The 11,950-nt window shown below is 75.1% G+C and carries 10 protein-coding genes; 6 read left to right on the top strand and 4 right to left on the bottom strand.

Annotated features, from left to right (window positions below; translation table 11 throughout):
- Positions 1-85: 85 nt before the first annotated feature.
- The 3 genes from ACWGJO_RS29585 to ACWGJO_RS29575 all read left to right on the top strand — a co-directional run bounded on the left by ACWGJO_RS29585 (position 86) and on the right by ACWGJO_RS29575 (position 2,109).
- Positions 86-922, top strand: coding sequence for a GntR family transcriptional regulator (locus ACWGJO_RS29585; protein WP_452188346.1), 837 nt, complete (start codon positions 86-88; stop codon positions 920-922).
- 69 nt (positions 923-991) lie between these two features.
- Positions 992-1,342, top strand: coding sequence for a hypothetical protein (locus ACWGJO_RS29580; protein ID WP_452188344.1), 351 nt, complete (start codon positions 992-994; stop codon positions 1,340-1,342).
- A gap of 248 nt (positions 1,343-1,590) precedes the next feature.
- Entirely contained in the window at positions 1,591-2,109 is a 519-nt protein-coding gene (locus tag ACWGJO_RS29575; protein WP_452188343.1) for a hypothetical protein, read from the top strand.
- Here ACWGJO_RS29575 and ACWGJO_RS29570 read toward each other — a convergent pair.
- The 3 genes from ACWGJO_RS29570 to ACWGJO_RS29560 all read right to left on the bottom strand — a co-directional run bounded on the left by ACWGJO_RS29570 (position 2,069) and on the right by ACWGJO_RS29560 (position 6,805).
- The gene (locus ACWGJO_RS29570) at positions 2,069-5,815 is read right to left on the bottom strand and encodes an nSTAND1 domain-containing NTPase (protein WP_452188341.1); all 3,747 of its coding nucleotides are present in this window, start codon (positions 5,813-5,815) and stop codon (positions 2,069-2,071) included. The two genes, ACWGJO_RS29575 and ACWGJO_RS29570, sit on opposite strands and share 41 nt — an antisense overlap.
- 1 nt (position 5,816) lies before the next feature.
- Positions 5,817-6,245: a hypothetical protein gene (locus ACWGJO_RS29565; RefSeq protein WP_452188339.1), complete on the bottom strand. Its 429-nt coding sequence runs from the start codon at positions 6,243-6,245 to the stop codon at positions 5,817-5,819.
- A 101-nt stretch (positions 6,246-6,346) separates the two neighbouring features.
- A complete protein-coding gene (locus tag ACWGJO_RS29560) occupies positions 6,347-6,805 on the bottom strand; it encodes a MarR family winged helix-turn-helix transcriptional regulator (RefSeq protein WP_452188337.1) in 459 nt (152 codons plus the stop codon).
- Positions 6,806-6,916: 111 nt separating this feature from the next.
- Between ACWGJO_RS29560 and ACWGJO_RS29555 the strand changes: the two genes are divergently transcribed.
- Both ACWGJO_RS29555 and ACWGJO_RS29550 read left to right on the top strand, forming a co-directional pair.
- On the top strand, positions 6,917-8,188 hold the full coding sequence (locus tag ACWGJO_RS29555; RefSeq protein WP_452188335.1) for an alpha/beta hydrolase: 1,272 nt from the start codon (positions 6,917-6,919) through the stop codon (positions 8,186-8,188).
- Between the two features lie 216 nt (positions 8,189-8,404).
- Positions 8,405-8,665: a GlsB/YeaQ/YmgE family stress response membrane protein gene (locus ACWGJO_RS29550; RefSeq protein WP_452188334.1), complete on the top strand. Its 261-nt coding sequence runs from the start codon at positions 8,405-8,407 to the stop codon at positions 8,663-8,665.
- A 324-nt stretch (positions 8,666-8,989) separates the two neighbouring features.
- On the opposite strand, the gene ACWGJO_RS29545 is transcribed toward ACWGJO_RS29550, so the two are convergent.
- Complete coding sequence (locus ACWGJO_RS29545; RefSeq protein WP_452188332.1) at positions 8,990-9,520, bottom strand: MarR family winged helix-turn-helix transcriptional regulator; 531 nt, start codon at positions 9,518-9,520, stop codon at positions 8,990-8,992.
- 157 nt (positions 9,521-9,677) lie between these two features.
- On the opposite strand from ACWGJO_RS29545, the gene ACWGJO_RS29540 reads away from it, so the two are divergent.
- A complete protein-coding gene (locus tag ACWGJO_RS29540) occupies positions 9,678-11,762 on the top strand; it encodes an MMPL family transporter (RefSeq protein WP_452188330.1) in 2,085 nt (694 codons plus the stop codon).
- The last annotated feature ends 188 nt before the right edge of the window (positions 11,763-11,950 follow it).

The raw sequence follows: 11,950 nt of genomic DNA, 5'->3' as shown, positions 1-11,950 counted from the left end.
GGCCGCCCTCCGCCGGTCGCCACCCGGCCATGCCCGGCAGGCACCGATTTTGTGCTGTCCCCCCGAAGGTACGTACATTCACCTCGTGTCCCGCACCACCCACCCGACCCCTGACTCCCAGGAGGGCGCCGTGACCTCCGCGCCCGGTCCCGGCCCCGGTCCCCGGCCCCTCACCCGGGCCGCGGGCAGTCCGCTCTGGGCGCAGCTGCGCGCCGACCTGCTGCGCCGGCTCGACGAGGGCGAGTTCCAGGACGTCTTCCCCGGCGAGCACGACCTCGTCGCCGAGTACCGGGTCAGCCGGCACACGGTCCGCGAGGCCCTGCGCAAGCTCCGCGAGGAGGGCCTCGTCACCGCTCAGCGGGGCAAGGCCTCGCGGTTCACCGCGAGCCGCCCCCTGGAGCAGGACATCGGGGAGGCGTACAGCCTGTTCCGTTCCGTCGAGGAGGTCGGTGCCGTCCAGCGCAGCGTCGTGCGCGCGCTCGACCGGCGCGCCGACGGCGTCATCGCCGCCCGTCTGGGACTGGAGGAGTCCACGCCGCTGGTCTACCTCGAACGTGTCCGCCTGGCGGACGAGGAACCGCTGGCCGTCGACCGGATCTGGCTCCCAGCGGACGTGGCCCACCCGCTGCTGGACGTCGACTTCACCCACACCTCGCTCTACGACGAGCTCGAACGCCACTGCGGCCGCAGCATCCGCGGCGGCTGGGAACGCATCCGCGCGGTGGTCCCCGGCCGGGGGGAGCGCATCCTGCTCGACTGCCCCGCGACCACCGCGCTGCTCGCGATCGACCGGCTCGGCCGCGACACCGACGGGCGTCCGATCGAGTGGCGGCAGACGCTCGTCCGCGCGGACCGCTTCGCCGTCGCCGCCGCGTTCACCGCGCACGACTACCGGCTGGGCGCCTCGGTCCAGACGCCCTGACGGGACCGGGTGGCCGGGCGGCCGGGTGGTGTCCGCGCCGGCCGGGACACGGCGCGGGCACTCCTGGAGGTGGCGGTCGAGCCGTTCCCGAACGTCGCTTTCGCCGACCCGGTGGCGCCCGACATCGTTCCCTCGGCCGGCACGAGCGGAACGGTGATCCGTCCCAAGGGACTCCAGGTCCCACCCGGCCGGAACCTGACCGACTGGCAGGCGGACGACGTGACCCTGAACTCGCGTGCGTACGGCTTCGTGGTCGACAGGGCCCACCAGATCTGGTGGCCCTCCCTCGACGGCAAGACCGGATTCCGAGGCCTGTGGGGACAACCTGTGGACCCGGATCCGAACAACGACCGCGAGGGCATGGCATTCCCCGACTTCTGCGCGATGTTCCTGGAAGCCATCGCCAAGATGCCCGGTTGACCTGCTGAGGCGTGTCCGACGACCGATCCTGTGGCCCGAGGAGGAGATCCGCCGCTCGACGCGCACCGGAGGGCCGCCGACTCCCTGTCGGCGGGCGGGATCCAGTTCAACTCGCTTGACGTATGGGGGTGTTGGGGCGGTCGAGGATTGGCGGAACCGTTCTGGGCGGAGGCCCGGAACGGTAGCCTGGAGTGACCCGCCGAGTGCGGACGGCGGCACACACCGGGGAGGCGCCAATGAGGAACCGGGTGCTCGTACACGCGCTGGGCGGACTGGCCGCCGCGCTCCCGTTGGTGATCGGTGGATGCGGCAGTGCGGGCCCCACCGCCACGCCCTCGCCGCCGGGCCCGTCGCCGGTCGCGACGACGACCGTGCCGGCGCCGGCGAGCCGGACCACGGCGTCGAGCCCTCCGGCCGGGCGGACCTGGCCGACCGATCCGGGGGCGGTCCTGATCGGCTGCGGTGGGCTGCCCGCCACCGAGCCGGCGTACGTCGTCCTCTTCTGCGGGGACGGCGGGATGTCCCTGGACCAGCTCAGCTGGGCGGGCTGGGGCGGCCCGACCGCCACCGCCACCGGGCAGTTGTGGCAGAAGCGGTGCGTGCCCAACTGCGCGGAGGGCGGCGCGGTCCCCTTCCGGGCGACGGTGACGGTCGGCGGCCTGACCGCGGGCGGCTACTCCACCCTGCACATCGACGCGCCGACAGCGCCCGACCGTTCGATCGACTTCACCGTCGACGATCAAGGGCCGCTGATCGTGCGGCGCTGACCGGGCAGGGCCGCGGCGGCGGGTCGCTCCCGGGGACGAGGAGGTTCCACCGGGCCTCGTCCAGCGCGCCGTCGGTGGTCGCGCAGATCCGCTCGACGGCCGCCGTCGCGTCGAGGTCCCAGAGCCGGACGGTGGCATCGACGCCGGAGACCGCGAGGGTCCGGCCGTCGGGGCCGAAGGCGACGGAGTCCACGGACCCCACCGGGCCGGTGAGCGGCCGGCCGAAGGCCACCGGGGGCTGCCGGGGGGCGAGCCGCCAGAGCCGGGCGGTGCCGTCCCCGCCGCCCACGGCGAGCAGCCGGCCGTCCGGGCCGAAGGCGACCGAGGTGGCGGCGCCCTGCGGGCCGGTCAGGGTCTCGCCCGCCGAATCGCCGTCCGCCGCGCCGCCCGCGCCTGCTGTACCGCCCGCGGCCCAGAGCCGGACGGACCCGTCCTGGTGCGCGGCCGCCAGCCTCCGCCCGTCGGGACTGAAGGCGAGGCCGTTGACGGCCGAGGCCGGACCGGTGAGCGGCGCACCGAGGGCCACGGGGCGCAGGGGGTCGGTGACGTCCCAGCGGTGGACGCCGCCGGTGGTGTCGCCGGCCGCGAGCGTGTGCCCGTCCCGGCTGAGCGCGAGGCCGGTCAGGGTGCGTGACGGCACCGCCAGCGGGGGCCCGAGCGGTGTCGGCGCAAGGGGGTCGGCCACGTCCCAGAGGAACAGCCGGCCCTCGTCGCCCAAGGCCGCGAGGAAACGGCCGTCGGGGCCGTAGGCCAGCGCCGAGACGGAGGTTGCCGGGCCGCCCAGCGGCCGGCCGAGCGGCACCGGCCGGCCGGGATCGGTGACGTCCGTCAGCCAGAGCGCCCCGCCGGTGCCGCCGGCGGCCGGGGAGCCGAGCGCGAGCGTGCGGCCGTCGGGGCTGAACGCCAGGGCGGAGGCCGGCTGCGGCGCGCCGGTCCGGGGGCTGCCGAGCCGGGTCGGCCGGCGGGGGTCGGCGAGGTCCCAGAGCAGGGAGTTCGAGATGCCGTTGGAGGTCGCCAGCCGGCGTCCGTCCGAGCTGAACGCGACCGGTCCCCCGCCGGGCAGCAGGGTCGGTGGCACGCTCCACAGCACGACGGCCCCGGAGTCGTCCCGGGCCGCGAGGGTGTGGCCGTCGGGCGTGAAGAACACCCGGTCGGCCGGGTAGGAGGAGACGGTCGGCAGCTCGGTGACGAGCGAGGGGTAGTACGGGTTCGACAGGTTCCACAGGCTGACGGCGCCGTTGCCGTGGGCGACGGCCAGCAGCTGCCCGCTGCCGTCGAAGGCCGCAGACCGGATCGTACTGGTCCGCCCGGACAGCGGCTGCGCCGTCAGCAGGTTGTTCGGGTGGCGCGGGTCCTGGATGTTCCAGAACTCCAGTTGGTTGTTCTCGCCGCCCGTGACGAGGAAGCCGCGTTCGGGGCTGAGCGCCAGGATCGGACCACGGACCTGGAACCGGGAGACGGGCGCCGCCGTCGCGGCCGTCCCGGCGAGGTCCCACAGCTGGACGTCGGCGCCGTCCTGGGTGGCCAGGGTCCGCCCGTCCGGGCCGAGCAGGGCCGTCGCCACCGGATACCTCGGCCGGACGGCGGGCAGGGTGAGCGGGACGGGGCGGGCCGGGTCGGCGGTGCTCCAGCCGAGGACCAGGCCTTCGCCGCCGTCGCCGCTGTCGGGGGTGCCGCCGAGGGCGAGCAGGGTCCGGCCGTCGCGGCCGAACAGCAGCCGGTTGACGGTGCTGCCCGCGACGTCCAGCGGCGGCCCGGCCGGCCGGGGGTGGGCGGGGTCGGCCACCTGCCACAACCGCACTCCGGCGGTGCCGGCGGTGGCGAGCAGGGAGCCGTTCGGACCGAAGGCCAGGGCCGGGGCCCGGCCGCCGGACTCCGGGTCCAGCCGGCCGGCTTCGGTGGCGCGGTGCGGGTCGCGGATGTCCCAGAGCCGGAGGGCGCCGGTGGTGTCGTACGTCGCCAGGGTGTGCCCGTCGGGGGAGAGGGCCATCGTCCGGGTGCCGGACTCCGGGCCGCCGAGCCGGCTGGGGACCGGGGTGTTCTCGAAGCCGATCAGTCGCGAGGCGGTGTCGTCCGTCTGCTCGCGCCGGTGGGCGACCAGCGCGAGTTGGGCGGCGAGCGCGGGGTCGGTCGGCGCCAACTGGGCGGCCAGCGAGGAGATCTGGTTGGTGACGGCGGTGGCGGCCGAGGCCTGGGCGCGGTCGCGCTGGACGAGGGCGAACCCGGCGGCGGCCGTGGCCAGGACGGCGAGCGCGGTGACGACGGCGACGGCGGCGCGGCGGTTGCGCCGGGAGCGCTGCTGCTGGCGGGCGGCGGCGGTGAGGAAGGCCCGGGCGGTGGCGGTCAGTTCGTCCGGGTGGGCGGCCGCCCAGTCGGACGCGGCCTCCAGCCGGGCGCCCCGGTACAGCGCGGACTGGTCCTGGCTCCGTTCCCACCCGGCGGCGGTCTGGTCCAGCTCCTGGCGGAGCAGTTGGCCGGGCCGGTCCCGGTCGATCCACTCGCGCAGTCGGGGCCACTCCCTGATCAGCGCCTCGTGGACGACGGCCACGGTCTCCCGCTCCCGCAGCAGCAGTCGGCGCGCGGTGAAGGTGTCGACGACGGACCGGGCCGCGCGTTCGTCGGGAAGGCCGCGCAGCAGGTCGTCGGGCGCGACGTGGCGGCGGGTGTCCTCGGTGTCCCGGCCGATGACCACCAGCCGGAGGAAGACGGCGCGCGCGGCGGCCCGGCCCTCGGGTGCGAGGGCCGCGTACGCGGACTCGGCGGTGCGGGCGACGGCGTCGTGGATGCCGCCGGTGCGGCGGTAGGCGGCAGGGGTCAGCGCGCCGTCCTCGCGCTCCTGCCAGGTCGCCCGCAGGGCGTGGGCGAGCAGCGGCAGGGTGCCGGCCCGGTCGGGGCCGGCCAGGTCGGCGAGCAGCAGGTCGACCAGGCCGTCCCGGATCGTCAGGCCGACCGCCGCGGCCGGGCGGCGGATCGCCCGTTCGAGCTCCTCGTCGGTCAGCGGGTCCAGCAGGACCGGGTCGGCCCGCAGCGCGTCCCGCAGCCGGTCGTCGGCCGCGCACCGGGCGTAGAAGTCGGCGCGGACACCGAGCACGACCAGCACGTTGCGGTCGGGCGGACGGGCCAGGAGGTCCAGCACCTCGACGAAGCGGCGGCGTTCGGCCTCGTCGGCGCCGAGGGTGAAGACCTCCTCGAACTGGTCCACGACGAGGACCAGGCCCGTGCCGCGGACGGCGTCGAAGACGGCGGCCGCGTACGCGGCCGGGCCGCCGTGCGGCGGGGGAGCGCCGAGCGCGGCCGCGAGCGCGGCGGCGGGGTGGGCGGTGGGCGTCAGCAGGACCCGGCGCCAGTGGGCGGAGCCGCGCGCGGGCAGTGCGCCGTCCGCGATCGCGGGCAGCACTCCGGCGGCGAGCAGCGAGGACTTGCCGGCGCCGGAGGGCCCGAGCACGACGAGCGGCCCGCCCGTGCGAAGCCGGTCGTCCAGTCGCCGGCACAGGTCGGTGACGGCCTGCTCGCGGCCGTGGAACCAGGTGGCGGAGGCCGCGTCGAAGGGTTCCAAGCCGGGGTAGGGGCATGCGTCGTCGCGCCCCCGGGGCGGTCGGACCGCGGCCTCGGCGGTCGTGAGGTGAAGGTCCCGGCCGGCGACGTAGGCGTTGCCGCCGGAGACCGTGACCTCCAGGTGCCGGGGCGGTTCCGCTTCGTCGGTCACGTCATTCGGCGGCGGGGCGGTGGACGGTGAGGTCGCGGCCGGCCACGTAGGCGTCGCCGTCGGTCACCCGGGTGGTGATCGTGACGGAGCCGGCCGGCGGGGCGTCGGGGCGGCGGGCGGTGAGCACGCCGGCGATCAACTCCCGCAGCTCGTCGGCGAGGTCGGGGTGGGAGTGCAGCAGCCGGGCCAGTTTGGCCTGCCACTCGTTCACCAGCAGGGCCTGCAGATCGCCCGGGGCACCGGCCCCCTGGGCGGTGAGCAGTTCCTCGCGGGTGTCGTCGAGGTCGGCGGCCACCCGCTCGGGGTGCGCGCGGCGCCACAGGGACAGGACGCCGGACCTGACCGCCGGCCAGGTGTCGGTCACGATCGCCTCCACCAGCCGGGCGGCGCCGGCGGCGGCCAGGGTCGTCAGTTCGGCACTGAGGTCCATCTCCCAACGGTACCCGTGCGAATTTCTGATGAATCGTCAAAGCCGGTGGCGGCAAGGGGAACCGGGCGCCCCGGTTGCCGTGACCGGACCGGCCCGCGGCCTCACAGCCGGTCGTAGACGGCGGACAGTCGCCGCAGCACCTCGGCGGCCCGGTCGAGGGCGTCGTCGTCGTAGTCGTCCAGATCGGCGTGCAGGGCCTCGGCCAGCGCGTTCTGGCGCTGGTCGTGCCGGGCCCGGCCGGTGTCGGTGAGGGCGACCAGGACGGAGCGCTTGTCCTCGGGCTGGCGGGTGCGGGTGACGTAGCCGGCCGTGACCAGGCCGTTGACCAGCTGGGTGGTGGCGGCGCCGGTGGTCTCGGTGGCGGCGGCGAGCCCGCTGATGGTGAGGGGCCCCTGTTCGGCCAGGGTGCGCAGGGCCCGGGCGTGGGTGAGGGAGAGCGCGCCCGGGGTGCGGGTGGCGCGTCCGCGCAGCCGGGCGTCGGCGGCGCTGAGGCGGTAGGCGGCGCGGGCCAGGCGGTCGAGCGCCCGGGCGCGGTCGTCGGTGGGCGGCGTCTCGGTCATGGTCGGTCCTCCTCGGCGGGTTGACAGCAGCCTAGCCTCAGTACTTAATAGCTAAGTACTTACTCATTAAGTGCTTAGCCAAATGCTGAGCGGATCCCCAGGAGGACACCCATGACCATCCGATCGACCGGCCAGAGCTGGGCCCTGGACATCGCCCTCGCCCAGGGCGGCTTCGACGCGCTGCACCCCGAGGCCGTCGGGACCATGGAGCAGCTGGGCCACGACCACACCGACTTCGACAAGGTCTTCGCGCTGGTCAGGAGCGGCGCGATGCTGCCCAAGGCGTGGGCGACGGTGGCCGGCCAGGCCGAGGAGCGCGCCGCCCACCACGAGCGCGGCGGGTTCGCGCAGACCGCCGCCGACCTCTATCTGCGGGCGGCGGTGATGTGGGGCCGGGCGCAGTACTCGATCTTCGACGCGGCCGACCCGCGCAAGACGGCCATGCGCCGGCGCGCCAACCACTGCGTGGAGCGCCTGGGCGCGCTGCGCGACGGCCGGGTGCGGCGGGTGGAGCTGGACTTCGAGGGCTCGCGGATCTTCGCCCTGCTGCACCTGCCGGCCGGGCGGGTCGAGAACGCGCCGGCCGTCATCCTCGGCCCCGGGATGGACATGATCAAGGAGGACTACATCTGGGCGGCCGAGCGCTACTACACCTCGCGCGGCATGGTCGCGCTGTCCATCGAGGGGCCGGGCCAGGGCGAGAGCCGCGCCGGCGGGCTGACCGTCGACCTCGGCAACTACGAGCGGGCGATCGGCCGTTACCTCGACCACCTGGCCGCGCTCCCGGAGGTCGACGCCGAGCGGATCGGCATGTTCGGCATCTCGATGAGCGGCTACTGGGGATCCCGGGCCGCCGCCACCGACCGTCGGCTGGCCGCGCTCGCCGCCTTCGAGGCCGTCACCGGGGACTTCGCGACGATCTTCGAGCGCGCCCAGCCGACCTTCAAGAACAACTACATGTTCATGGCCGGGTACACCGACGAGGAGGCCTTCGACCGCGACCTGGCCCGGCGGATGCCGCTGGGCGACCTGGTGGCCGACATCACCTGCCCGGTGCTGTACGGGATCGGCGAGTTCGACGAGCTCACCGACCTCGGCCAGGCGCTGGAGAGCTTCGAACGCGTCCGGGCGCCGAAGGAGCTGCGGGTCTACGAGGACGAGTTCCACCCGCTCGGGGGAGTGGCGGCCGAGGCCTTCCGGTTCGGGGCGGAGTGGCTGCAGCGGGCCCTCGCCGGCGAGTTCGCCGATCCCGGACGGGACGTGCGCCACTACGTCCACCGCGACGGCCGCACCACCGACGGCAGCGCCGACCCCACCTGGTGGCTCGGCGGCGCCCCGACCGCGCTCACCGACATCCGGCACGCCCGGGCCCGTCGGGGCTGAGCCCCGCGGACGCCGCCGCCACGGGGTGTCGCACGGGGTGCCGGCGCTCGCGCGCCGGCACCCCCGCCGGGCGGGCGGCCCGTGACGGCGGCGCTCGACCGTGCCCGGCGTGGGTCGCCCCCGCGCCCGGATCCGGCGCGGCCCAGGCATGAACGCCCGGTACGGGGGCACACGGTGGGCGTTCCGGGAAGTCGAGAGCGAACGAGGGAGAAGACCATGACGATCCTGTGGGCCCTGGTCGCGGGTCTGGTGATCGGCCTGTTGGCGAAGCTCGTGCTGCCGGGCCGTCAGCCCGTACCCCTGTGGCTGACCGTCCTCGCCGGTGCGGCGGGTGCTCTGCTGGGCAACGCCGCGGCCTCCTGCCTCGGTGTGCGGCACACCGGCGGCATCGACTGGATCCGGCACCTGCTACAGGTCGGCGTGGCCGCGCTGCTGATCGCGCTGGTCTCGCCCGCCTACGCGCGCCGGCGGCACTGAGAGCCGAACCGGGAGGAGTAAAGGATCTGGCCGTCGAAGGTCAACTTCGAGTCGCAAGGAAGTTTTGACCCGCCGCGCGTGCCGCGGCCGCCACAGCCCCGGTCCCCGCTCCTGCCCGGGCCGTCGCCATCTGCCGGGCCCCGGGTCCGGTCGGGAGCCGCCGCTCCGGTTCCCGGCGGGCCCGAATCCCCCGTGACACGGGCCCGGGAGGCGCGCGCCCCTCCCGTGCCCGTACGGCCACCGCGTCAGCCCGCTCGCCGTGCGGCCGGCGGTGTCACGGGCCCGCTCCCGGCGCACGCGCGGCCGGGGGCGCGGGGCCCGCCGTCAGTCCTGGGGGTCGTCGGTGAGGTAGGTGCGGTAGGCGGCCGCCACGTTGTCCAGGTAGCGGAGGGCTCCGGCGCGTTCCTGCGCGTTCAGGTCCTGCGTGGCCCGGTGCAGCAGCCCGAGCAGGGGAGCGAGCTCGGCCATCACGTGGTCGAAGCCGCTGCGCGTGACGTCCAGAACCTGCCGGCGCCCGTCGCGCGGGTGCGGGCCGCGGGTCACGTGGCCCTCCGCGACGAGGCGGTTGACCGACTGGGTGCCGGCGGCGCTGGTGACGCCGAGGCGCCGGGAGAGTTCGACCGGGCCGATCGGCTCACCGGCTCCCTGCGCCATGACGACGTGCTCGACCGCCTCGACGTTCGTCAGTGGCATGCCGAGCCGCTCGGCGAGTGCCGCACGGGCCAGTTGGGTGAGGGTCAGGACCTCGCGCAGCGCCTCCGAGAGATCGTCCTTCGGCGGTGCTCCGGCCCGCGCGGCACGCGCGGTGCGGGAATCCGATTCCGGGTCGGGTCCGAATGCTCGATGTTGCGCCATGGGGCCAAGTCTGGCACGGTGGAAATCGCTAAGTTACTTAATGACTTTAGAGGGTGCGTGTCCCGTGTCCCCACATCCGAGCGCCGGTCAGCGGCGGACCTCACCCGATCGCGCCGCCATCGGCGCGGGCCCGGGACGGCCGAAGCGGCCCCGCGCGATGGCCTGGCTGGTCCTTCTCCTCACCCTCGTCGGCTTGGGCGCGGCCTTCGCGTTCGGACCCGCCGGTGCCACCACCACCAAGGCCACCGGCACCGGGCTGCCCAGTTCCTCGCAGTCCGCGCGCGTCGCCGAGATCGTCAGGACGTTCCCCTCCGGCGCGGTGGTCCCGGCGGTCGTCGTCTACAGCAACAGCGACGGCAGCGTGCTCACCCCGCACCAGCAGGCCGTCATCGCCGAGCGCGTCGCACCGCTCGCCGCCCTGGGAACGGCCCCCGCCGCGGCTCGGCCCGATACCGTCCAGGACAAGGTCGTCAGCATCGCCGTCCTGCTTCCATCCGGCGCGGGCGACACGGAGAACAGTGCCGCCGTCGACCGGATCCGCCGTACCGCCTCCGAGAACCTGCCCGAGCCCCTGCGCGCGCAAGTGACCGGCCCGCCCGCCATCCGCGCCGACATCGGCAAGGTGTTCGAAGGCGCCGACACGAACCTCCTCATCGCCACTGCCTCGGTCGTGGCCGTCCTGCTGCTCATCACCTACCGCAGCCCGATCCTGCTGTTCGTCCCGTTGCTGGTCGTCGGCGCCGGTGACCGCCTGGCGGGCGTCCTGGTCGGCGTCCTCGCCCCGCACGCGGGCGTCCAGGTCGACGCCTCGGCCGCCGGCATCCTGTCCGTCCTGGTCTTCGGCGCGGGCACCGACTACGCCCTGCTGCTCGTCTCCCGCTACCGCGACGAACTCCACCTCACCCACGACCGCTTCACCGCCATGGCCCGGGCCTGGCGAGGCACCGCCCCTGCGGTACTGGCCAGTGGCACCACCGTCGTGCTGAGCCTGCTCACCCTGCTGGCCGCCGAACTGACGGGCAACCGCGGCCTGGGCTTCGCCGGCGCCGTCGGCATCCTCACCGCCATGCTGTTCGGCCTCGTCGTCCTGCCCGCCGCCCTCGTCCTGCCGGGACGCCGGGTCTTCTGGCCGTTCGTGCCCACCGTCGGCGGCCCGGTCACCGCCGACCGCCACGGCCTGTGGTCGCGCGTCGGAACGGCCGTCGCCGCTCGCCCCGCCCAGGTCGCCGTCGCCGGCACCGCCGTCCTGCTCCTGCTCGCCTCCGGCACCCTCGGCCTGCGCACCGGCCTCGCGCAGGCCGACTCCTTCCGCACCACCCCGGAGGCCGTCCTCGGCCAGCGCACCCTCGCCGCCGTCCAACCGGCCGGTGCCGCCGACCCGCTCACCCTCGTGTCCACCGCCGCGACCGGCGATGCCGTCGCCGACGCCGCCCGCCGGGTGCCGGGCGTCGCCTCCGTCACCCCCACCGCCCGCACCGACCGCTACGCCCGCGCCGACGTCGTCCTCACCGCCGCACCGGGAACCAAGGAGTCCGACCGGGCGATCCAGGCCCTGCGCACGCGCGTCGCGCGGGTCTCCGGCGCTGAAGCGGGGATCGGCGGAGCCACAGCGGAGACCTACGACACCGCCCGGGCGAACGCCCACGACACCCGCGTCGTCGTGCCGCTCGTCCTGGCCATCGTCCTCCTCGTCCTCATCGCCCTCCTGCGTGCCCTGATCGCCCCCGTACTCCTGGTCGCAACCGTCATCACGTCCTACTTCGCCGCGCTCGGCGCCGGCCGGCTGCTCTTCCGCACCGTCTACGACTTCCCGGCCGTGGACACCAACGTCCCCCTGCTCTCCTTCCTGTTCCTCGTCGCACTCGGCGTCGACTACAACATCTTCCTCATCGCCCGCACCCGCGAGGACACCGTCGCCGGACACGACACTCGCCGTGCGGTCCTTCGCGCCCTCGCGTCCACCGGTGGCGTCATCACCAGCGCGGGAATCCTGCTCGCCGCCGTCTTCGCCGTCCTGGGCGTCCTACCGCTGATCACGCTCACCCAGATCGGAGTCATCGTCGGCATCGGTGTCCTCCTCGACACCCTGCTGGTCCGCACCGTTCTCGTCCCCGCGCTCGTCCTGCTCACCGGTCACCGTTTCTGGTGGCCCGGCAGGCCCGGCGCCGATCTCGTCGATGCCGGCGCGGACGCCGCTGCCGGAGCGGCCGCCGACGGTCCCGGCCGGCCGGTGTCCCGGTAGCACGGACCGCTCCGCCCGCACGGGGGCGCCGTCGACCTCCCCGAACAGGCGCTCCCCGACCGAAGCCCGATCACCGGCCCCGATCCGCACCGTGCCCGGTCGCCGGAGGCAACCAATCCGAGTCGGATCCGGTTCCGAAGATCCGGTGCAACGACAATGCGGGCCGCGTTCCGGCCCCGTCGGGAGGG

The organism is Kitasatospora sp. NPDC054795, assembly GCF_053611565.1.
Note: the sequence above shows the minus strand (reverse complement) of the source record. Positions and strands in the feature narration are given on the sequence as shown.

Excerpts from the sequence above, each read along its gene's own strand:
- ACWGJO_RS29540 (WP_452188330.1), top strand. The coding sequence starts at position 9,678 with ATGGCCTGGCTGGTCCTTCTCCTCACCCTCGTCGGCTTGGGCGCGGCC.
- ACWGJO_RS29550 (WP_452188334.1), top strand. The coding sequence starts at position 8,405 with ATGACGATCCTGTGGGCCCTGGTCGCGGGTCTGGTGATCGGCCTGTTG.
- ACWGJO_RS29545 (WP_452188332.1), bottom strand. The coding sequence starts at position 9,520 with ATGGCGCAACATCGAGCATTCGGACCCGACCCGGAATCGGATTCCCGC.
- ACWGJO_RS29560 (WP_452188337.1), bottom strand. The coding sequence starts at position 6,805 with ATGACCGAGACGCCGCCCACCGACGACCGCGCCCGGGCGCTCGACCGC.
- ACWGJO_RS29565 (WP_452188339.1), bottom strand. The coding sequence starts at position 6,245 with ATGGACCTCAGTGCCGAACTGACGACCCTGGCCGCCGCCGGCGCCGCC.
- ACWGJO_RS29555 (WP_452188335.1), top strand. The coding sequence starts at position 6,917 with ATGACCATCCGATCGACCGGCCAGAGCTGGGCCCTGGACATCGCCCTC.